The following is a 21635-nucleotide window of genomic DNA, read 5'->3' on the forward strand; positions in this document are numbered from 1 at the left end:
CGCAGTCTTACTTCGCCGGCTTGTACCAGCTGTCGAGACCCTTCTGCAGCTTCTCGGCAGCAACTTCCGGCGTATCGGTGCCGTTGATGACGTTGGCCGATTCAACCCAGGTTTCGTTTTCCAGGTTCGGCGTGCCGCGCGACAGAACCTGATAGGTCGAGCGGATCGTCGGCTTGCACTTCTCACGCCAGGAAACGAATTCCTGCGCCAGCGGATCTTCCATCTTCACCGGAGTGGAATTCAGGCTGAAGAAGCCCGGCAGCGCGTTGGCGTAGATGGTGGCGAATTCCGGCGAGGCGACCCAGGTCAGGAAGGTCTTGGCCGCATCGGCATTCTTGGAGGCCGCATTCAGGCCGATGCCGATATCGGTATGGTCGGAGATGTAGCAGGTGTCGCCAGCCTTGCCGACCGGCGGCGGGAAGGCACCCATCTTGAACTGGGCCTGCGTGTTGAACAGACCGATTTCCCACGAACCTGCCGGGAAGATGGCCGCGCGGCCGAGCGTGAATAGGTTCTGGCTGTCCGGGTAGGTCTGCGCCTCGAAGCCGTCACCGAGATAAGACTTCCACTTGGCAAGCTCTGCATAGGGCTCGACCCAGTCCTTGTCGGTCAGCTTCTGCTCGCCCTTGATCAGCGCCAGGCGGCCTTCCTCACCCTTCCAGTAGTTCGGGCCGATGTTCTGGTAGCCCATGGTCGCGGCCTCCCAGAGGTCCTTGGTGCCCATGGCCATCGGGATGTAGGTGCCGTCGGCCTTGATCTTGTCGAGTGCCGCGAAGAACTCGTCGCGGGTCTCCGGAACCTTGAGGCCGAGCTTTTCGAAGGCTTCCTTGTTGTAGATGAAGCCGTGGATGACCGAGGCCATCGGCACGCAGAAGGTGGCCGAACCATCGTCCGTGGTCCAGGCCGACTTGGCGACGTCGGAGAAGTTCTCCATACCGGCGAGCTTGGTCAGGTCGGCGAGGTTGCCTTTCTTGTAGAGTTCCAGCGACTTGTCGAACGGACGGCAGGTGATCAGGTCGCCCGCCGAGCCGGCGGCGAGCTTGGCCCCGAGTGCCGCATCATATTCAGTCGGAGACGACGGTCCGAACACCACTTTGATGCCTGGATTTTTCGCCTCGAAAGCCGGGATCAGCTTATCCTTCCAGATGGCGAGGTCGTCGTTGCGCCAGCTCTCGATGTTGAGCGTCACGTCGGCGGCGGAAGCGACGCCGGCGAAGCCGAGTACGCTGGAGCCTAAAAGCAATGCCGTAAGAAGTTTCGTCTTCATTCTCAGTCTCCCTATTGACCTTTTTCAGGTTCGGTTTTGACGAGACGGGGGGTCAGGCCCCCTGTTCTCCTCTGATGGCGGAAAGGGCCGGCCGCAGCCTCTGGCCGGTCTTCTCCAATATCCCCTCGGCCGCATCGACGCTTTCGGCGCCGGCGGCGAGCAGAATGGCCGTCTTCACCGCGCCACCGCTCTGCTCGAGCGATCGGTCGGCGACATCGCGATCAAGTCCGGTGATGGCAGCGACGATGCGGGCTGCGCGGTCGCGCAGCTTGGCGTTGTCGGCGAAGAGATTGACCATATAACCGTCATGGACGTGGCCAAGATGGATCGCCGCCAAGGTCGACATCATGTTGAGCGCGATCTTCTGGGCGGTGCCGGCACCCATGCGCGTCGAACCAGCGATCACCTCGGGCGGTGTCTTCAACAGGATTGCGACTTCGGCGTCATTGAGCAGCGGCGTGTCGCCATTGTTGGCGATGGCGATGGTCGCCGCGCCGCGCAGGCGTGCGTCGCGCAGAGCGCGAACCGCATAAGGGGTGGAACCGCTGGCAGAAAGGGCAATGACGCAATCGGCAGCGGTGACGCCCGCGCCGGCAATGGCCGCGGCGGCCGCTTCCTCATCGTCTTCCGGCCCGCCCGCAAGATTGCGGAAGGCTTCGTCGCCGCCGGCGATGAGGATGACGATGCGATCGCGCTCGATGCCGAAAGTGCCGGGGAGCTCGAGGGCATCGGCAACGGCCATGAGGCCGGAACTGCCTGCGGCGGCATAAACAAGCCTGCCACCAGCCCTGAGGCGCTCTGAAATCAACACAGATGCAGCGGCAATGGCAGGAATGGCTTCGCGAACGGCGCCAGCGGCCTCGATCTGAGCCTCGGCCAGCGACTTCAATACGGCCTCCGGCGCCTGGACATCCAGACCTTCGGCATCACGATGCTGCGCTTCGGTGCGCTTCTGCGCCATTCCGGTTCCTCCACCTTTCTCGACAATACCAAAAAAATACCACTTGTCCACTGTCATTAGTGAATTCGTAACGGCTTCCTTTTCCATCCCGCAGAAATGCCAATAATTTCAAGAAAATACCGCTTATTGAATCGAACCATAAATTTACCCTTGGCTATTGGTATTTTATTGGTATTATCGGGCAAGAGGAGATTTCAGCGTGACTTTCGTGCTCGGCATCGATGGCGGCGGCACAAGCTGCAGGGCAGCGCTCGCAACAGCGGGCGGCGAGATTCTCGGCCGCGCGAAGTCTGGTGCCGCCAACATCCGCAGCGACCTGACGGGTGCCCGCGCCAATATCGTCGATGCTGCCAGGCAGGCGTTTCTCGCAGCCGGTGAAGACCCCGAGCTGATCCCACAGACGCCAGCCATATTGGGTCTCGCCGGGGCCAATGTCGGCACCTACAAACAGCAACTCGAAGCCATCCTGCCGTTCAGCCGCTCGAGCGTGGAAACGGATTTCGAGATCGCGCTCGAAGGCGCGGTCGGCTCCGGCGACGGCGCCATCGCGATCCTGGGCACCGGCACGGCCTATATGGTGCGCAAGCAGGGCAAATCGCGTTCGGTTGGCGCCTGGGGCTTCCAGGTCGGCGACCAGGGCAGCGGAGCGCGCATCGGGCGCGATCTTCTGGAACAGACCCTGCTTGCCTATGACGGCATCCGCGAGGCATCGCCACTGACCCGCGAAATGATGGGCATCTTCCGGGACAATCCGCAGGATCTGGTCGAATTCACCACCCACGCCAAGCCCGGCGATTTTGGCGGCTTCGCTCCAAAGGTGTTCGAGAATGCCGCCAGGGGCGATGCTGTCGCGACATGGATCGTCGACAAGTCCGTCGCCGACGTGGAAGCCTCGCTCGGCGTGCTCGACCTGGAAGCAGGCGATCCACTCTGCCTGCTCGGCGGGTTGGCGCCTCTCTATGCCCCGCGCCTCTCCGAGCGTTTTCGCGCATTGCTGAAGACGCCTCTGGACGATGCCTTGGGCGGCTCTGTGCGAATGGCCGTACGAAAATTCGCCGGCGCGGCCGAGGCTGCACGATGAGCGAAGCGGCGGATGTCATTTTTGCCTCGCTCAAACAAGCTTCGCAAAGCGGCGCGCCGCTCTATCTCCAGCTTCGCCGCAGCATAGAGGACGCCGTCAACCGCGGACTGATCGGCCCGGGCGATGCCCTGCCTTCGGAACGGGACATCGCCTCGATGGCCGACATCTCGCGTGTCACGGTGCGCAAGGCGGTGCAGGATCTGGTCAAGGGCGGGGTCCTGGTTCAGCGCCATGGTTCCGGCACATTCGTAGCGCCGCGGATGGAGCGGGTCGAACAGTCGCTGTCGCGGCTCACCTCCTTCACCGAGGACATGGCGCGGCGTGGCAAGGTGGTGCGCTCGACCTGGCTCGATCGCGGGCTTTATGCCCCGTCGCCGGAAGAAATGATGGTGCTGGGCCTCGCCGCCAGCGAGATGGTGGCCAGAGTGGCACGCCTGCGCATCGCCAACGACACGCCGCTGGCCATCGAACGCGCCTCGTTGTCGGCCGGCGCCCTGCCCGATCCGAGCGTTGTCGGCTCTTCGCTCTACGCGGCTTTGGAGGAGACGGGGAATCGGCCGGTGCGCGCGGTGCAGCGCATCTCTGCCGTCAACCTCAACGAAGCAGACGCCAGGCTGCTCGATGCACCGACGGGTTCGGCCAGCCTGCGCATCGAGCGCATTTCCTATCTGGCCAGCGGCAAGGTGATCGAATTCACGCGCTCGGTCTATCGCGGCGATGCCTATGATTTCGTCGCCGAGCTGAGGCTCGGCGTGACCAGTGACGACAACGGAGTGCGGCAATGACAACAACAAAATCCCATATGCGCCGCGAGGTCGAAGAGATTCCCGAGGCAACTGCCCGTCTGCTCGATGGATCAGGCAAGGCGCTGGCTGACGCCGGGCGCGGCATCCGTGAACGCGATCCCAACTTCATCATCACCGTGGCACGCGGTTCTTCCGACCATGCCGCCACCTTCATGAAATATGCGGTGGAGCTGACCGCCGGCCTCGCCGTCGCTTCCGTCGGCCCCTCGGTTGCCTCGATCTACGGCGCGAAGCTGCGGCTGAACGGCTCCGCTTGCCTGGCCATCTCGCAATCCGGCAAGAGCCCGGACATCGTCGCCATGGCTGAAAGCGCACGCGCGCGCGGCGCGCTGACCATCGCGCTCACCAACACGGCCGACTCCCCGCTGGCGCGCGCGGCCGACTATGCCGTCGACATCCTGGCCGGACCGGAACTCAGCGTCGCTGCAACCAAGACCTACGTCAATTCCGCCGTTGCCGGCCTCGCGCTGATGGCGCATGCCACCGGCGACGAAGCCTTGATCGCCGCCTTGAAGCAACTGCCCGAACATTTCAGCAAGGCCGTCGCCTGCGACTGGAGCCCGCTCACCTCGGCGCTCGACGGACACAACTCGCTCTTCATCCTGGGCCGCGGTCCTTCCTTCGCCATCGCATCGGAAGCGGCGTTGAAGTTCAAGGAAACCTGCGCGGTGCATGCGGAAGCGTATAGCGGTGCCGAAGTGATGCACGGTCCGATGGCGCTGGTCGGCCCGAAATTCCCGGTGCTGGCGCTTGCCGCCCGCGATGCTTCCGAGCCGTCGCTGGCCGCTGCGGCAGACACGCTGGCTGCAAAAGGGGCGGCCACTTTCATCACCTCAACCCTGGCCAAGAACGCCACGGCGCTGCCACATGCCGCGACCGGACATCCGCTGACCGATCCGCTGACGCTGATCGTGTCATTCTACGCTTTCGTGGAGGCCTTCGCCCGTCATCGTGGTCTCGATCCCGATACCCCGCCGAACCTGCGCAAGGTGACGGAGACAATATGAGCAAGCACCTCGCATTCATCGGCGCGCGAATCTTCGACGGCGCCGCCTGGCATGACGATGCCGCTTTGATCGTCTCCGACGGACTGATCGAGGCGATCACCAGGCGCGGCGACATTCCGTCTGGCGCCGAGGTTGTCGACCTCGGCGGCGGCATCCTGGCACCCGGTTTCATCGACCTGCAGGTCAACGGTGGCGGCGGCGTGATGCTGAACGATCACCCCGACCTCGCCTCCATCGAAACGATCTGCAAGGCGCATGCGCCTTTCGGCACGACCGCATTGCTGCCGACGCTGATCACCGACACGCCGGAAATCACCGCCGCGGCAATCGCGGCAGGCGCGGAAGCAGCACAACGCAAGCTGCCCGGCTTCCTCGGCCTGCACCTGGAAGGACCGCATCTGTCGTTGGCCCGCAAAGGAGCACACGACCCCAAGCTGATCCGGCCGATGAACGCGGCCGACGAGGCCGCGCTGATCGCAACGCGGGCAAAGCTGCCGGTTCTGCAGACCACCGTCGCGCCGGAGTCGGTCACCGCCGCCCAGGTCGCTGCGCTGGCAAAGGCAGGCATCGTCGTCAGCCTCGGCCACTCCGACACCGACTATGCAACCGCAACCGCCTATGCCGAGGCGGGTGCGTCCATGGCCACGCATCTGTTCAACGCGATGAGCCAGATCGGCAACCGCGAACCCGGCCTGGCAGGGGCTGCGATCGACAGCGGCAGGATGTTCGCCGGCCTCATTGCCGATGGCATCCATGTGCATCCGGCAACCATCGAGATCGCGCTGAAATCCAAGCAAGGCCCGGCGCGCATTTTCCTGGTCACCGACGCCATGGCGACGATCGGCACCGATATGACCGAATTCACGCTCAACGGCCGCACCGTCTACCGCAAGGACGGCAGCCTGCGGCTGGCCGACGGCACGCTGGCCGGCGCCGACCTCGACATGATCTCGGCCGTTCGCTTCATGCACCAGGTCGTCGGCATCGATCTGACCGAGGCCTTGCGCATGGCCTCGCTCTATGCGGCTGAAGCCGTCGGCCAGTCGCACCGGCTCGGCCGCTTCGCCAAAGGCACGGCGGCCGACATCGTCGCTTTGAGCGACGACCTTGCCATGAAGGGTACGTGGATCGGCGGCGAGCGGGTCTTCGGTTAAGCCCGCCGGCTCACGATTTAGACGGCCGCCTTGTCCGCGGCCGTCCTGATTGCCGCGATGTTGCTGCGATAGGCGTCGACGGTGCCGCCCTTGAACACGGCAGCGCCGGCAACCAGTACATTGGCGCCGGCAGCGGTGACCAGCGGCGCGGTTTCCGGCGAAACGCCGCCATCGATCTCGATGTGGATCGGCCGGTCACCGATCAGCGCCTTGACCCGCTTCACCTTCTCGACGACCGCCGGGATGAAGGCCTGCCCGCCGAATCCCGGATTGACCGTCATCAGCAGGACGAGGTCGAGGCGGTCGAGCACATATTCGATGACGCTTTCCGGCGTGCCGGGATTGAGCGAAACACCGGCCTTCTTGCCGAGATTGCGGATGGTCTGCAGCGAACGGTCGAGATGCGGACCGGCTTCGGCATGCACGGTGATGCCGTCGCAGCCGGCCTCGGCAAAAGCCGCCAGATAGGGATCGACCGGCGCGATCATCAGATGGCAGTCGAAATAGGCCTTGGTGCGGTTGCGGATTGCCTTGATGACCGGCGCGCCGAAGGTGATGTTGGGCACGAAATGCCCGTCCATGACATCGAGATGGATCCAGTCGGCACCGGCCTCGACGATCGCCTCGACCTCATCACCGAGCCTGGAGAAATCGGACGACAGCACCGAAGGCGCAATAAGGGTTTTTCCGGCCATGACTGCTCCCGCAACTCTGTTTGCCACCGCCTAGAGCATGACCCCGAAAAGTTGCAGACTTTTCGGATCAGGATCATGCGACAAAACAAGAAAGCTAGAGCGGGGTGCCGATTTATCGTGATCGCGCCCGCTCTAGCGGCAGCAGAGCCGCTTGTCGACAGGAATCACCGCCAGCCGATCCACAACTTCGGGTCAGCTTGACCGGCGCCGGGCACAATGCCAGCTTCGCCGGGCAATGCGGCTCTCTCAACAAGAAAGGTATAGGTGCTCAAATTGAGCGAATCAGAACAGCTAAAGGAATGGATCGAAAAAAACGGCCCGATCGAAAGCGTTCAGGCAGTGGTCTGCGACCTGAACGGCATCATGCGCGGCAAGCGCATTCCGGTCGAACAGGCATCCAAAGTTCTCGGTGGCGGCATCCGCATGCCGCTTTCCATCGTCGGCGTCGACGTCTGGGGCGAGGACATCATCGGCAGCACGCAGGTTTTCGCCACGGGTGACGGCGACGGCATCTGCGAAGCGACAGGACGCGGACCCCTGCCGGTCAGTTGGACCTCGCGGCCAAGCGCACTCATCCCGCTGCAATTGTCGCTGGAGGATGGCCGTCCTTTTCTGGCCGACCCACGACAGGCGCTGGCGGCGATCGTCGCACAATATCGCGAGCTGGGCCTGCGGCCGGTCGTGGCGACGGAAATGGAATTCTACCTGATCGACCCCGAGCCCGACAGCGCCATGCCGCCGATCTCGCCCTATACGGGCAAACGGCTCGATTCCGACGCCATTCTTTCCATCGATGAATTGGACGATTTCGGCGAGTTCTTCTCGGACGTCTACAAGGAATGCGCCAGGCAGAACGTGCCGGCCGACGCCGCGATCGCCGAAAACGGCATCGGCCAGTTCGAAATCAATCTCCTGCATACCGACGACCCGCTGAAGGCGGCGGATGACAGCGTCTTCTTCAAGCGCATCGTCAAGGGCGTTGCGCGCAAGCATGGGCTGGCCGCCACCTTCATGGCCAAACCTTACGGTTTGCGTTCGGGCAACGGCATGCATGTGCATTTCTCCCTCCTCAACGAGAAGGGCGAGAACGTCTTCGACGACGGCACCGCCGAGGGCTCGCCAATCCTGAAGAACGCCGTCGCCGGCCTGCTGCGCGGCATGGCGGAAACAACGCTGATGTTTGCGCCCCACTACAATTCCTACCGTCGCCTGCGGCCTGACACGCACGCGCCGACATCGATCTCATGGGGTTACGAGAACCGCACGGCGGCGATCCGCATTCCGGGCGGCAATCCGAAAGCGCGGCGTATCGAGCATCGCGTCGCCGGAGCTGATTCCAATCCCTATCTCGTTCTCACGGCGATCCTCGGGGCGGCCCTCGTCGGCATCCGCAACGGCTGGAAACCGACAGCGCCGCAAACGGGGCGGGCCTACTCGGCAAAGAAGCAGCGCAAGATCCCGGCGGAATGGGGTCAGGCGGTGGACGCGTTCGAGAACGGCCCGATCGCAGCCGAGATCTTCGCTCCGGTGCTCAGGCAGATGCTGGTTGCCTGCAAGAGGCAGGAGATCGCCGGCTTTGCCGAACAGGTGACGGACTATGAGTTCAGCGCCTATCTGGAAATCGTCTAGCCCGCAACGCGTGGCATCCGCCCCTCGAACAGGTCGCGCTCGCGGGCCAGCCCGTCGCCGACCTGATCGAAGAAGGCGCGCACCCGTGCCGTCCGTTTCAGGTCGGCATGGGTGACGATCCAGAACTCGCCCTCAAGGTCGGGCAAGGGCTCCGACCGTACGCGCACAAGGCCGGGATCGCTGTCTCCGAGATAACAAGGCAGGAGTGCAAGGCCGATACCTGCCTTGGCCGCCACCGATTGGTTGACCAGGCTGTTGGTACGATAGACGAAAGCGCTGTCCGGCGCCGCGCGGCTCAGCCATTCCGCCGCCTGGATGCCGGCGGCACCTTCCTCCCAGCCAATCAGATCCTGCCGGTCACCGATATCCCCAACCGGACCATCAAATGTTTCCAGATAAGCGGGTGCCGCAAAGAAGGTCCAGGCTGCGGCACAGAGTTTGCGTCCCCACAGATCACCTTCCTTGGGACGCACCGGCCGCAACGCGATGTCGGCCTCCCGCCGCGACAGGCTAAGCACACGATTGTCGATCAGCAGCTCGACCACGATGCCGGGGTTCGTCCGGCGAAACGCAGCCAGATGGCTGGGCAATCGACTGTAAGCCAGTGTTTCCGAAGATGTGACGCGCAAGCGCCCCGAAAGGCGATGGTCGGAACCCGCGATGTCGCGGTCGAGCGCCAGCGTCTCGTCCTCGATGCGCTCAGCGGTAGCGGCCATGCGTTCGCCGGTGGCGGTGGCCTGATAGAGGCCGCCCGGCAGGCGCTCGAACAGGCGCACGCCGAGACGAGCCTCCAACGCATTCAGCCGGCGAAAGGCTGTCGAGTGATCGACATTCAGAGCTTTGGCGGCACCGGTCAGGCTTTCTTCGCGTTGAACCGCCAGAACCAGCCGCAATTCGTTCCAGTCATCCATGCCAGAAAGGTAACACCTATCAAGCTTGCAGTCATGCAAGCGCGACAGGCAAAATGCCAATGAGCAATGCGCAGATGCCAACCCTATCCTTTGTGGCAGAAGGTGCCGTCGCTGTTGGCGGCGCCAACTCAGGAAGGATCTGCCATGAAACTCTACTATGCCACCGGCACCTGCTCGCTCTCGCCGCACATCGTTGCACTGGAAGCAGGCGTCGTCCTCGACCTCGAAAAGGTCAACCTCGCCAGAACTCCCCATCCGACAGAGACCGGCGCCGATTTCACCGCCATCAACCCGAACGGCTATGTGCCGGCGCTCGAACTGGACGATGGCTCGGTGCTGACCGAAGGCGCCGCCATCGTACAGTATCTCGCCGATCTCCGGCCGGAATCCGGGCTGGTGCCGCGTTCTGGAACCACGGAACGCCATCATCAGCAGTCGTGGCTCAATTTCATCGCCAGCGAACTGCACAAGATGTACAGCCCCTGGCTGTTCCATCCGGAATACGGATCGCAGGCGCAGGACGTCGCACGCAACATGCTCGCCAAGCGACTGGCCTTCGTCGAAAACCACCTGGCGAAATCAGGGCCCTATCTGACCGGCGAGCAGTTCACCGCCGCCGATGCCTATCTTTTCACCATCGTCGGCTGGTCGGCTTTCACCAAGGTCGATCTCACCGCCTTCCCCCAGCTGCGCGCCTTCATGGATCGCGTCGCCGCGCGTCCGAGAGTGCGCGAGGCGATGCACGCCGAAGGCATGAAGATCGCGGCTTAGAGCAATTCCAGGAAAAGTGCGTAGCGGTTTTCCGTCCGGAATTGCGTAAAAAACAAAGAGTTAGAGCATTTCCGCGTTTCCGTGAAAAACGGAAACGCTCTAAGGAGGCCCCATGCAGACGCTCACCCTCGTCAGCCACCATCTGTGCCCGTATGTCCAGCGCGCCGCCATTGCGCTCGCCGAAAAGGATGTGCCCTTCGAAAAGGTGCTCATCGACCTTGCCGACAAGCCGAAATGGTTCCTCGACCTGTCGCCGCTCGGCAAGGTGCCGCTGCTGATGGTGCGGCAGCCCGATCGGCCTCAGGCCGTGCTCTTTGAAAGCTCGGTGATCTGCGAATACATCGAAGAGACAAGGGCCGGTCCCAAGCTGCATCCGGCCGACCCATTGCTGCGCGCCCAGCATCGCGCCTGGATGGAGTTCGGCTCGAACATCCTATCCGACATCTGGGGACTGGAGACGACACAGGACCCTGCGATCTATGAACAGAAACGCGCGACAATCTCGGAAAAGTTCGAGAGGCTGGAAGCGGTGCTCGGCAATGGGCCCTATTTTGCTGGCAAGGATTTCAGTCTCGTCGACGCGGTCTTTGCACCGGTGTTCCGCTATTTCGATCTGTTCGACACGATTGCCGAAACCGGCGTTTTCGCCAATACGCCACGCGTACGCGCCTGGCGGGCGATGCTCGCGGAGAGGCCAAGTGTGAAGCAGGCTGTCGGGTCCGACTATCCGGACCGCCTGCACACGTTCCTGCGAAGACATGATGCCTATCTGCTGAAGGCAGCCTAATTTATCAGACACTGGGAAGGCGCCGCTGCTGCGCGGCGCCCTCATTCTGTCGATCAGGCCGTGACCTGTTTCGCTGCGCCAAGCAGGCGCAACGCGTTGATCGTCACCAGAACGGTGGCACCTGTGTCGGCCAGGATCGCCGGCCACAGGCCCGTAACGCCGATCACCGTGGTGACCAGGAACACCGCCTTCAGGCCAAGCGCGATGGTGATGTTCTGGCCGATGTTGGACATGGTGCGCTTGGAAAGCGCGATCATTCCGGCGATGTCGCCGACACGTCCATGCAGCACCGCCGCATCCGCCGTCTCGAGCGCAACATCGGTGCCGCCACCCATGGCGATGCCGACATCGGCGGCAGCGAGCGCCGGCGCGTCGTTGATGCCGTCGCCGACCTTGGCGACCGCATAGCCCTCCCGCTTCAACTCGCCGACTATGCGCTGCTTGTCCTCAGGCAGCAGTTCGGCGCGCACCTCGATGCCGAGCTGCTTGCCGATGGCGGCGGCCGTGCGGGCATTGTCGCCGGTCAGCATCACCGTCCTGATGCCGCGATCGGCCAGGGCCTGCAGTCCGGCCCGCGCATCGGGACGCGGTTCGTCACGCATCGCCAGGGCACCGGCAAGCCTGCCACCCGCAAGCAGCAGAGAGACGGTCTTGCCCTCGTCGTTCAGCGCGGCAATGCGGCTCGACTGGTCGGCGCTGAGCGGCACACGCTCCGACACGGCATGCGGCGAACCAAGGAATATCTCGGTTCCGTCGACGATGCCCGAAACACCCTTGCCGCCGAGAGCCTTGGCGTCGGAAGCCTGTGGCACCACGATGCCGTCGACTTCGGCACGCCCGAGGATGGCCTTGGCCAGCGGATGGGAAGAACCCGTCTCCAGCGCGGCCGCCAGCCGCAGCACCTCGCCGGCCGGCAGGTCGAAACCGTCGATATCGGTCACCTTCGGCTTGCCCTCGGTCAGCGTGCCCGTCTTGTCGAAGGCGACGGCGGTCATCTTGCCGAGGTTTTCGAGCACCGCGCCGCCTTTCATGAGCAGGCCGCGCCGCGCGCCGGAAGAAAGCGAGGCGGCAATCGCTGCCGGTGTCGAGATCACCAGCGCGCAGGGGCATCCGATGAGCAGGATAGCAAGGCCCTTGTAGATCCATTCGTCCCAGGCGCCGCCCATTGCCAGTGGCGGGATGACGGCAACCAGGGCCGCGAAGACGACCACGCCCGGCGTATAATATTTCGAGAAGCGGTCGATGAACCGCTCGGTCGGCGCTTTCGATTCCTGCGCCTCCTCGACGAGGCGCACGACGCGGGCAATGGTGTTGTCGGCGGCCGCCGCCGTCACGCGCACGCGCAGCACCGCATCGCTGTTGACCGTGCCGGCATAGACCTTGGAATCAGGCACTTTGAGCACCGGCACGCTTTCGCCGGTCACCGGCGCTTCGTCGACCGCGCTTTCACCCGAGACGACGATGCCATCCGCCGGGATGCGGTCGCCCGGACGCACCATGATGATGGCGCCGACGGCGAGCGTTTCGGCCTGCACTTCGCTGATCTTGCCGTCGCGCTCCAGCAGTGCCGTCTTCGGCACCAGCGCAGTCAGCGACTGGATCGAGGCACGCGCCTTGCCGGCGGCGACACCTTCCAGCAGTTCACCGATCAGGAACAGGAAGACGACTGCCGCGGCTTCTTCCGTGGCCCCGATGATGACGGCGCCGATGGCGGCTATGGTCATCAGCATTTCGATGGAGAAAGGCGTGCCGACAAAGGCGGCCGCGATGGCGCGACGCGCGATCGGCACGAGACCGACCAGCATGGCGACGGTGAAAATCCAGGTTTCGTAGCCGGGTACCAACTTGCCGATGCCGTAGGCAACAGCCAAGGCGAGACCGGCTGCAATGGTCAGCTTGCCTTTGCCTGATTTCCACCACGGACCGGTGCTTGGACCGTGATCATGACCGTGCAGTCCTTCGACATTGGCTTTGGCCACTGGCGCTGGCTTGGCCGCTCCGTGAGAAGCGTGGCCTGAATGATCGTGGTCGGCATGAGCATGACCCGAGTGGTCATGCCCAGCGTGATCGCCATGATCATGGCCGCAGCCACATGCATCGTCCTTGTTCACGGCAACTGGAACGGAGCTGTTCGCAGGCATCAATGACAGCTTGTAACCAAGGCCGGTCACCCGCTTTTCGATGGCCGGCGCGAGTGCCGTGTCGCCATCGAACCTCACCGTCATCGTGCCGCGCGTCACCGAAACGGAGACGTCCTCGACGCCTTTCAGACGCCGCACGGCGGTGTCGATTTTCGATGCGCAGGAGGCGCAATCCATACCGTCGACGCGGTAGCGCATCTGCTCTGATGCTCGTGCCATGATCATTCCCTTGATTATGTTCGAGCAGACGCTACATCCTCTAGCGACTAGAGGAGCAAGCGGAAAAATGAAGTCCGAATTGACGATAGGTGACGTGGCCAGGGAGAGCGGCGTGAAAGTGCCGACGATCCGCTATTATGAGCAAATCGGCCTGCTGCCCGAGCCGCCGCGAACCGACGGCAACCGTCGTTTCTACGATCAGAAGGGGCTACGCCGGCTCGCCTTCATCCGTCATGCCCGCGAACTTGGCTTCGAAGTGTCTGCCATCCGCACGCTGCTCGCCCTGCAGGACGATCCGACCCAACCCTGCGCGACAGCAGATGGTATCGCCAAGGCCAGGCTCATCGAGGTGGAACAGCGCATCGCCAGCCTGATGGCACTGAAGGCAGAGCTGGAAGTGATGGTGGAGGAATGCCGGCACGGGCGCCTCGCCGAGTGCCGGGTGATCGAGGTGCTTGCCGATCACGGCAAGTGCATGCACGACCATCATTAAAATGCTGCTGCTGGCTGAAGCCGGCGGCTAGCCCGCTACATGCGCATCAAAAGACCGCCATCGACGGCAAGCTCGATGCCGGTGATATAGCTGGCGGCGTCGGACAGCAGGAACAAGGCGGCATTGGCCATATCCTGCGGCGTGCCGATCCGGCCGAGCGGTGCATAATTCGCGACAGCCTGGCGTTTTTCCTCCGTGTCCCAGCGCGCCTGCAGCGGCGTCAGCGCCATGCCCGGGCAGATGGCATTGGAGCGGATACGCTCTGCCGCAAGCTGCATGGCCAGGGATTTCGAGAGCGCGCACACGCCGGCTTTCGAGGCCTGATAGGCGTCCTGCGGGGCGGGATCGCCGCGATACCACTGGATCGTCGAAAAATGCACCATGGCGCCGCCACGGCCGCCCGCACGCATGAAGGGCACCACGGCGCGCGCGGTATGGGCGAATGACTTCAGGTTGATGGCGAAGACCTGGTCCCAGACATCGAGGTCCATCTCCAGCACCGATTTGTCGCGGCCGAACCAGAGCACGCCGGCGACATTGGCGAGATAGTCGACGCCGCCGCGCGCCTTCCCGGCCTCGCCGACGACCCGTTGGACAAAAGCCTCGTCAGTGAGATCGCCCTGCGCATAGGTGAGTTTGTCGCCGAAGACGTCGAGCGATGCCGGACATTCCTTGACGTCCACTGCCGTTACCGCTGCCCCGGATTGAAGCAAGGCAAGCGCGATTGCCTCACCCATGCCGCCACCGGCACCCGTGACAACCGCATGCCTGCCGCTGAAATCAAACTCGACCATCATACCCCTCCTCCGTTCAGCGTTTGCTGTTGGAGCGGACAATAGGGGCGCATCCACAATCCATCAAGCTATAATAGAAAAAATTTGCCAAAATGGAAAATCCGGATATCGTGCCGGAAATAACTCCAGCTAGCCGGCGGATATCACACCATGAACCTGCGCACCGACATCCTGTCCTTCCCTGTCACCTCTCCCATCGACGGCTCCATCTATGTCAGTCGTGACTATGCCGACAGTGCAGCCATCGATGCCGCGATGGCCAAGGCCCGTGCTGCGCTGAAACCCTGGCAGGCGACGCCGCTCGCCGAGCGGCTGGCGATCCTGCTGAAATTCGGCGAGCAGATGAAGGCACGCGCAGGCGAGCTCGCCGAGATGGTCGCATGGCAGATCGGGCGTCCGCTGTGGCAGGCCGACGAAACGCCACGCCTGGCCCTGGTCGGCGAGTTGCTGGCGGAAGCCGCAGAAGAGACGCTGGCAGACCTGCCCTATCCTTCGGAGGAGAACATCCGCCGTTATGTGCGCCCGACCCCCGGCGGATTGCATCTTTCGATCTGCGCCTGGAACTACCCGACGGCAATGCTCGGCTATCTGGTGACGGCGCCGCTGGCGGCCGGCAACGTGGTGATCTTCAAGCACTCGCCGCAGACGCCACTGATCGCGGAGGTGGCGGAGGAAGCCTTCAGGGCCGCAGGCGGTCCCGACGGCGTCTTCCAGAGCCTGCATCTCGACCACGCCGATGCCGAAAGGCTGATCGCCTCAGGCGCGCTCAACGCCGTCAATTTCATCGGCTCCGTCAATGGCGGCCGGCGTGTGCACGCAGCCGCGGCCGGCACCTTCACGCAGGTGCATCTCGAACTCGGCGGCAAGGATCCAACCTATGTCCGCGTCGATGCCGATCTCGATGCCACCGTGGCGCAGATCGCCGAAGGCACCTATTCCAACGCCGGCCAATCCTGCTGCTCAGTCGAACGCATCTATGTGGACCGCAGGGTCCACGACCGTTTCGTCGACGCGCTTGTGGCCGAAACGGCGAAATGGACGATCGGTCATCCGATTGAGGAAAAGCCGATGGTCGGCCCGGTGGTGCGCGCAACGGCTGCCGAGACGATCCGTGATCTGACAGAGCAGGCCGTTCGCGCCGGCGCGAGGCAGTTGATGCCCGACACCGCCGCACGAAAGGCAGCAGGGCTTGGCGCGGCCTATGTTGCACCCGACGTGCTCGTCGGCGTCGATCATTCCATGCCGATCATGCGCGACGAACTGTTCGGGCCGATCGCCTGTGTGCAGGCGGTCGACAGCGACGAACAGGCCATCGCCCTGATGAACGACAGCGACTACGGCCTGAGCGCCAGCATCTGGACACAGGACATCGACCATGGCACGGCGCTGCTGGACAAGGTCGAAGCCGGGACGGTCTACCTCAATCGCTGCGACCATGCCGACCTCTATCTGCCCTGGGGCGGCATCAAGAACTCGGGCATGGGCCGCACCAATGGGCGTTCGGGTCTAATCGAATCGACGGCGGCGAAGTCCTATCATGTCCGCTCCAGGATCGCCTGAGATGCGTCTGGATCCCGCCGAGACAGCAGCACTCGCGGCCGACGCCGTCGAATGCCTGCTGCCTGAAGCGGCGAGCCCCTATCTGCTGATTGCGGAGCATGCCGGCAGCAAGGTACCGGCGCCGTGGCGCGATCTCGGTCTCGCGGAGCCTTATCTTGCAACACATTTCGCCGTCGATCTCGGCATCGACGCGCTGACGAGAAGGCTGTCGCAGCACCTTCAGGCGCCAGCGGTGGTCGCGCATTATTCGCGGCTTTTCCTCGACTACAACCGTCCCGTCGAGGAATGGGACCATATGCGCCCTGACCTCGGTGGCATTCCGGTGCCGGGAAATCTCGACCCGAGCGACAATGATCGCAGGCTGCGCCGACAGGTCGGCTGGGCGCCGCTGGAACAGGCGATTGCCGAGGGCGTGCCGGGGCGAAGAGCCCTCGTCTCGATCCACTCCTTCACGCCCGTCATGGGCGGCGTGCGGCGCAACGTCGATATCGGCATTCTGTGGCGAGAACCGTCGCCCTTCGTCTCCGCAGTTCTGCGGACGACACAAAACAACGGCAAGGCAGCCGGCCTGGTGGTTGGCGACAACGAACCCTATGATTGGCGCCAGGCCGTCGGCTACACGCTGAACCGGCACGGCCTGCAACTGGGCCTGCCCTCAATCTATCTCGAGGTCCGCAACGACCTGCTCACCGAGCCCGATCGTCTCGATCAAGTCAGCCGGATACTCGAGGACAGTCTTTCCGAGGTGGCGAAAACCCTATGGCCGGACCACGCGGTAGCCGTCTAAGGCGTTTCCGCTTTTCGCGGAAACGCTCCAGCTCTTTTGTTTGCGCAATTCCGGACGCAAAACCGCTGCGCACTTTTGCTGGAATTGCTTCAAGCGCTGGACGCCTGCAGGCGGCCTCGCTACAGCTTGTCGAAGGCGATTTCGGAGAATTGTTGCATCGTTTTTCGACCATGGCTCGTGCTTAGCGGACGATAAATGCAACGTTTCTTCGAAATCGCCTGAATGGAAACACGACAGCCAAGGGCGCGGACGATGCAGGGCAATGTGGGATCCAAGATCCGGGACGCGCGCAAGCAGCAGAACATCACGCTGCGAGAGCTCAGCGAGCGGTCCGGCCTTTCGGTTTCACAACTGTCCAAGTTGGAGAACGGCAAAGCCCGGCTGACCGTCGACGTCGCGCTCACCATCGCCGGCGTGCTGCACGTGCCGGTGGCATCCTTCCTGTTCAGCCCGAAACCCGGCATGCAGGCCAGGCGCTCGATCACGCGGGCCGGGAGCGGCGTGCTGCACGAAGGCAACGCCATGGTCTTCGAGGTGCTGTGCAGCGATTTCCGTGACAAAACCAACATCTTCTGGCGCGTCACGCTGCATGCGAAATCGTTCGACGAAAATGGCGGCTGGCGTAGCCATTCGGGCGAGGAATTCATCCACGTTCAAAGCGGCAGCCTTGAGTTGCACACCATCCACTATGATCCGGTGGTCCTGCAGCCGGGCGACAGCATATTGTTCGATGGCGAGATGCAACACGCCTACGTGTCGCTGGGTGACGAGCCGGCCATCATGCTGATGTCGAACACCGTTCCGCGCGACAGCGTTCCGAGCGCCGCAGTCGGCTGAGCGGCAGCCAGCGACAACCACCCGTCGCCTCGTTCCATGGCGTAAAGCAATTACTTTTTCCAAAATGGAAAAAAATACTTGTTATGGAAAAGCTCCGGGTCTAGCATCCTGAAAACCAGCCGAAGGGAGCAAACAGCCCACGGCCGGAATGGGAGGCGAAACCGATGTTGTCGGTGGAGGCAGTCAGCAAGACATTCGGCGGTGTGCAGGCGTTGCGCCAGGCCTCGCTGTCTTGCGCCACAGGCGAGATCCTCGGCCTGATCGGCCCCAACGGCGCCGGCAAATCCACCCTCGTCAATGCCATTTCCGGCGTGCTGCGGCCGGACACCGGTAGTGTCAGGCTGGCCGATCGCGACCTGACGGCGCGCGGCCCTGAAGAATGCGCCCGTGCCGGCATCGCCCGCACCTTCCAGAACATCCGCCTGTTCAAGGAACTGACGGTCCGCCAGAATATCGAGGTCGCCCACATCACCTGCCGTGACGTGCGCCCCGACGCTGCCGACCGCATCGATATCGACAGGTTGCTCGCGCAATATGAGCTCGATGCCGCGGCCGATGTGCCGGCCGGTACGCTTTCCTATGGCAGCCAGCGTCGGCTGGAGATCGCACGCGCACTTGCGCTCGGCCCCTCTCTGCTTCTGCTCGATGAGCCGGCCGCCGGCCTGAACGAAACCGAATCCGAGACACTGGCCGAGGCGATCGAAGCCATCCGCCGTGACTTCGGCTGCGCCATCATCGTCATCGACCACGACCTGCGCTTTATCAACCGCCTCTGCGACCGGCTCTGCGTCATGGACCAGGGCAAGGTCATCGCCTCGGGCGACACGGCTCAGGTCTGGCGCGATCCGCGCGTCGTCGAGGTCTATGTCGGCCAGACTTCGTGATGGTGTCGGTATCCGCATAACAAGAACGAGGGAGGGTTCAAATGGATAAACTGACTTTGGGAGCCGCTGTCCTGACGGCTGGGCTGCTGCAGGCAGCACATGCAGGAGCGAGCGAGCTCAAGATCGGCCTGGCAGTTGCCATGACGGGCACATATGCGCCCTACAGCGAAGCGGAAGGCGCGCGCTGCATGGCCGACAAGCTGAACAAGGCGGCAGGCGCGAACGATCCGAAGATCGAGCTGATGATCGAGGACAACCGCTCCGATCCGCAGCTCTCCGTTTCGCTCGGCCAGAAGTTCCTCGACGCCGGCGCTCAGGTCATCACCGGCGTTCCTTTCCCGGATGCCTTGATCCCGACCGCCCAGATCGCCGAGCCCTATGGTGCGACCGTCTTCTCCGCACCCAACACGCAACTGGAAATGCAGCAGGCCGGTCTCGACAACTTCATTGCCGGCGCCGTGCCTGATCCGATCAACGCCGCCGCGACCGCCAACGCATTGTACGGCAAGGGCGCACGCACGGTGGCGCTGCTGGTTTCCCCAGACGCCGGGTCTTATTCGGAAAAATTGCCGGAATGGTTCGGCGAGGTGTTCGAGCATCTCGGCGGCAAGGTGGTCTCCAAACTCAACTATTCCTGGGGCACCACCGACTGGTCGCCGCAGATCGCCTCGATCAAGGCGCTGCCGCAGAAGCCGGACGCGATCCATGTCTGCGGTGTGCTGCCGGACGTCGGCATCCTCATCAGGCAGTTGCGTGCAAACGGCTATGATGGCTGGGTCGCGGGTTGCGATGCCTTCGATGACAAGTCGCTGGAGGGAACCGTCGGCGATGTGGCGGCGCTCGAGAAGGTGATGTTCACCACGCACGGCGCCACCGGCATCGACGGGCCGATCGACCACTTCCTCGCTCAGTGCAAGGCCGACGGCTACAAAGTGAACGGCATCTTCGATGCGCTCGGTGCCGATATGGTGCAGGTGACCTATGAGGCAGCCAAGAAGGCCGGCACGACGGAAGCGGCAGCGTTGCGCGAAGCGATCCGTGCGCCCGGCGGCTATCCCGGCACCACGGCACCGACCATCTCCTTCGCCGAGAAGAAAGGCTATCCGGTCAAGGCCGTCCCGGTCATGGGGTTCGCCAATGGCAAACGCGTGCTGATCACCGATACGCCACCGACCGACGTTCCGGCCCTGAAGTAACGGACCGCTTCGCCATGACGTCCCACGCGCAAATCCGGACGCAATCGTGCTGAAGGTCGAGAACCTGTCCGTCCGCTACGGAGCGGTCGCAGCCGTGCGCGACTTGTCGCTCGAGATCGGGCGGGGTGAACTCGTCGCCCTGCTCGGTCCCAACGGCGCCGGCAAGAGCTCGACCATCAACGCGCTGACCGGCCTGGTCACGCCGGTGGCGGGACGGATCGCCTTCGACGGCAAGGATATCTCGCGCACACGCACCGAGGATCGCATCCGGGGCGGCCTCACCTCGACACCGGAAGGCAGGCATATCTTCGCCAATCTGACCGTGGGCGAAAACCTGCGGCTTGGCGCGGCGACACGCCGCGATCCGAGAGGCGTGCGTGCCGATATCGATCGGTTCCTGACGCTGTTTCCGGTGCTTTCGGAACGCTACACCCAGGCGGCCGGCACGCTTTCCGGCGGAGAACAGCAGATGCTGGCCATCTCGCGTTCCCTGATGTCGCGGCCGAAACTGCTGCTGCTCGACGAACCATCGCTTGGGCTCGCGCCACGCATCGTCGCGCAGATCTTCGATTTCATCGGGCAGTTGAAGAAAGAAGGGCTGACCCTGCTGGTGGTCGAGCAGAATGCCAAGCAGGCTTTGCGCTTCGCCGACCGCGTCTATGTCGTGAGTTCGGGCGCGCTGCGCTATGACGGCCCCCCGGCACAGCTTGCCGACGAGCACGGCCTCCTCAACCTCTATCTCGGCGGGTAGGCCATGGATTACGCCCTGCAGCAATTGCTAAACGCGCTGGCCTTCGGTGCCGAATATTCGCTGGTGGCACTCGGCCTCGCCGTCGTCTTCTCGATCATGGGACTGGTCAATTTCGCTCATGGCGAGATCATCGGCGTGTCGGCCTATAGCGTGTTCCTGGCGGCGGCACTCGGCCTGACCTCACCGATCGTCGCGGTATTGTTGGCGGTGGCCGCAGCCGCACTTGCCGCCGTGACATTCGAACGCGTGGCCTTCCGCCCCGTGCGCTACGCGCCGACGACGACGGGCCTGCTGACCGCGTTCGGCGTTTCGATCGTGGTGCAGAACCTGTTCATGCTGCTGATCTCGCCAAAGCCGCAATCGGTCTCGATCCTCAACGGCCTCAACCAGATGTGGTTCTTCGGACCGTTCGCGGTGTCGTCGCTGCAGGTCATGGAGCTGGTGGTTTCGGGTCTCACCATCCTTGCGCTGGTTCTCTTCCTCAACCGATCGACGCTTGGCCTCGCCATCCGCGCCGCGTCACGCGACTTCGCCACGGTCCGCCTGATGGGCATCCGCGCCAATCGGGTGATCGCGACGGCCTTCGCCATTTCGGGCGCGCTCGCCGGCATTGCCGCCGTGTTCATCCTGGCCCGGCGCGGCTCGGTGTCGCCGGACCTCGGTTTCGGCCTCGTGCTCAAGGCCTTCGTGGCCTGTGTCATCGGCGGCTTCGGCTCGCTGGCCGGTGCGGCCGCTGGCGGCATGCTGCTCGGTTTCATCGAGGTCGGCCTGCTGGTGGCGTTGCCGCAGGAATACGGAGGCTTCAAGGATGCGCTCACCTACGTGATCATCGTCGCGCTTCTCGTCTATCGGCCGGAAGGCCTGCTCGGTCAGCGGGTCGAACTGGGCGACAAGGAGATCTGAT

21 protein-coding genes are annotated in these 21635 nt (G+C 63.4%); 15 read left to right on the forward strand and 6 right to left on the reverse strand.

Going from position 1 to position 21635, the window contains the following annotated elements:
• Window positions 1–7: 7 nt before the first annotated feature.
• Both ACFWXH_RS16055 and ACFWXH_RS16060 read right to left on the reverse strand, forming a co-directional pair.
• A complete protein-coding gene (locus ACFWXH_RS16055; RefSeq protein WP_379121828.1) occupies window positions 8–1267 on the reverse strand; it encodes an ABC transporter substrate-binding protein in 1260 nt (419 codons plus the stop codon).
• A 52-nt stretch (window positions 1268–1319) separates the two neighbouring features.
• Entirely contained in the window at window positions 1320–2228 is a 909-nt protein-coding gene (locus ACFWXH_RS16060) for an N-acetylmuramic acid 6-phosphate etherase (protein WP_379121830.1), read from the reverse strand.
• Between the two features lie 199 nt (window positions 2229–2427).
• Between ACFWXH_RS16060 and ACFWXH_RS16065 the strand changes: the two genes are divergently transcribed.
• Genes ACFWXH_RS16065 through nagA form a run of 4 tightly spaced genes read left to right on the forward strand, consistent with a single transcriptional unit; the run spans window position 2428 to window position 6276 of the window.
• Window positions 2428–3309: a BadF/BadG/BcrA/BcrD ATPase family protein gene (locus ACFWXH_RS16065; RefSeq protein ID WP_379121832.1), complete on the forward strand. Its 882-nt coding sequence runs from the start codon at window positions 2428–2430 to the stop codon at window positions 3307–3309.
• The gene (locus ACFWXH_RS16070) at window positions 3306–4094 is read left to right on the forward strand and encodes a GntR family transcriptional regulator (protein ID WP_379121834.1); all 789 of its coding nucleotides are present in this window, start codon (window positions 3306–3308) and stop codon (window positions 4092–4094) included. The genes ACFWXH_RS16065 and ACFWXH_RS16070 overlap by 4 nt, the downstream gene beginning before the upstream one ends.
• Window positions 4091–5122, forward strand: a complete 1032-nt coding sequence (locus tag ACFWXH_RS16075) for an SIS domain-containing protein (RefSeq protein WP_379121836.1) — start codon at window positions 4091–4093, stop codon at window positions 5120–5122. Before ACFWXH_RS16070 ends, ACFWXH_RS16075 begins: the two co-directional genes overlap by 4 nt.
• Window positions 5119–6276 (forward strand): N-acetylglucosamine-6-phosphate deacetylase, encoded by a 1158-nt coding sequence (gene nagA / locus ACFWXH_RS16080; RefSeq protein WP_379121838.1) that lies wholly within the window; start codon window positions 5119–5121, stop codon window positions 6274–6276. Before ACFWXH_RS16075 ends, nagA begins: the two co-directional genes overlap by 4 nt.
• 17 nt (window positions 6277–6293) lie before the next feature.
• Here nagA and rpe read toward each other — a convergent pair whose 3' ends face one another.
• Entirely contained in the window at window positions 6294–6971 is a 678-nt protein-coding gene (gene rpe / locus ACFWXH_RS16085; protein WP_379121840.1) for a ribulose-phosphate 3-epimerase, read from the reverse strand.
• Window positions 6972–7244: 273 nt separating this feature from the next.
• Here rpe and ACFWXH_RS16090 point away from each other — a divergent pair, with 273 nt between their 5' ends.
• Complete coding sequence (locus tag ACFWXH_RS16090; RefSeq protein WP_379121842.1) at window positions 7245–8600, forward strand: glutamine synthetase family protein; 1356 nt, start codon at window positions 7245–7247, stop codon at window positions 8598–8600.
• On the opposite strand, the gene ACFWXH_RS16095 is transcribed toward ACFWXH_RS16090, so the two are convergent.
• Window positions 8597–9511, reverse strand: a complete 915-nt coding sequence (locus tag ACFWXH_RS16095; RefSeq protein ID WP_379121844.1) for a LysR family transcriptional regulator — start codon at window positions 9509–9511, stop codon at window positions 8597–8599. The genes ACFWXH_RS16090 and ACFWXH_RS16095 overlap by 4 nt on opposite strands.
• A 144-nt stretch (window positions 9512–9655) precedes the next feature.
• On the opposite strand from ACFWXH_RS16095, the gene gstA reads away from it, so the two are divergent.
• Together gstA and ACFWXH_RS16105 are read left to right on the forward strand one after the other, a co-directional pair.
• A complete protein-coding gene (gene gstA / locus ACFWXH_RS16100; protein WP_379121846.1) occupies window positions 9656–10282 on the forward strand; it encodes a glutathione transferase GstA in 627 nt (208 codons plus the stop codon).
• Window positions 10283–10394: 112 nt separating this feature from the next.
• Entirely contained in the window at window positions 10395–11069 is a 675-nt protein-coding gene (locus ACFWXH_RS16105) for a glutathione S-transferase family protein (RefSeq protein ID WP_379121848.1), read from the forward strand.
• 53 nt (window positions 11070–11122) lie between these two features.
• Here ACFWXH_RS16105 and ACFWXH_RS16110 read toward each other — a convergent pair whose 3' ends face one another.
• Window positions 11123–13429 carry a heavy metal translocating P-type ATPase gene (locus ACFWXH_RS16110; RefSeq protein WP_379121850.1) on the reverse strand — a complete coding sequence of 769 codons (2307 nt, stop codon included), beginning with the start codon at window positions 13427–13429 and terminating at the stop codon, window positions 11123–11125.
• Window positions 13430–13496: 67 nt separating this feature from the next.
• Here ACFWXH_RS16110 and ACFWXH_RS16115 point away from each other — a divergent pair, with 67 nt between their 5' ends.
• Window positions 13497–13922 (forward strand): helix-turn-helix domain-containing protein, encoded by a 426-nt coding sequence (locus ACFWXH_RS16115; RefSeq protein WP_054311770.1) that lies wholly within the window; start codon window positions 13497–13499, stop codon window positions 13920–13922.
• Window positions 13923–13957: 35 nt separating this feature from the next.
• Here ACFWXH_RS16115 and ACFWXH_RS16120 read toward each other — a convergent pair whose 3' ends face one another.
• Window positions 13958–14719, reverse strand: coding sequence for an SDR family NAD(P)-dependent oxidoreductase (locus ACFWXH_RS16120; RefSeq protein ID WP_379121853.1), 762 nt, complete (start codon window positions 14717–14719; stop codon window positions 13958–13960).
• A gap of 147 nt (window positions 14720–14866) precedes the next feature.
• On the opposite strand from ACFWXH_RS16120, the gene ACFWXH_RS16125 reads away from it, so the two are divergent.
• The 7 genes from ACFWXH_RS16125 (at window position 14867) to ACFWXH_RS16155 (ending at window position 21634) form a co-directional block, all read left to right on the forward strand.
• Complete coding sequence (locus ACFWXH_RS16125; RefSeq protein WP_379121855.1) at window positions 14867–16276, forward strand: aldehyde dehydrogenase family protein; 1410 nt, start codon at window positions 14867–14869, stop codon at window positions 16274–16276.
• Between the two features lies 1 nt (window position 16277).
• Window positions 16278–17063, forward strand: coding sequence for an N-formylglutamate amidohydrolase (locus tag ACFWXH_RS16130; protein ID WP_379121857.1), 786 nt, complete (start codon window positions 16278–16280; stop codon window positions 17061–17063).
• A gap of 264 nt (window positions 17064–17327) precedes the next feature.
• Window positions 17328–17900, forward strand: a complete 573-nt coding sequence (locus ACFWXH_RS16135) for a helix-turn-helix domain-containing protein (RefSeq protein ID WP_379121860.1) — start codon at window positions 17328–17330, stop codon at window positions 17898–17900.
• Window positions 17901–18064: 164 nt separating this feature from the next.
• The gene (locus ACFWXH_RS16140; protein WP_379121862.1) at window positions 18065–18784 is read left to right on the forward strand and encodes an ABC transporter ATP-binding protein; all 720 of its coding nucleotides are present in this window, start codon (window positions 18065–18067) and stop codon (window positions 18782–18784) included.
• 41 nt (window positions 18785–18825) lie between these two features.
• A complete protein-coding gene (locus tag ACFWXH_RS16145) occupies window positions 18826–19980 on the forward strand; it encodes an ABC transporter substrate-binding protein (RefSeq protein ID WP_379121864.1) in 1155 nt (384 codons plus the stop codon).
• Window positions 19981–20026: 46 nt separating this feature from the next.
• A complete protein-coding gene (locus ACFWXH_RS16150) occupies window positions 20027–20731 on the forward strand; it encodes an ABC transporter ATP-binding protein (RefSeq protein WP_379121866.1) in 705 nt (234 codons plus the stop codon).
• Between the two features lie 3 nt (window positions 20732–20734).
• Complete coding sequence (locus ACFWXH_RS16155; RefSeq protein WP_054311778.1) at window positions 20735–21634, forward strand: branched-chain amino acid ABC transporter permease; 900 nt, start codon at window positions 20735–20737, stop codon at window positions 21632–21634.
• Window position 21635: the final 1 nt, after the last annotated feature.

Source organism: Mesorhizobium sp. NPDC059054 (assembly GCF_042739215.1).
In the GTDB taxonomy this organism is placed as follows: domain Bacteria; phylum Pseudomonadota; class Alphaproteobacteria; order Rhizobiales; family Rhizobiaceae; genus Mesorhizobium.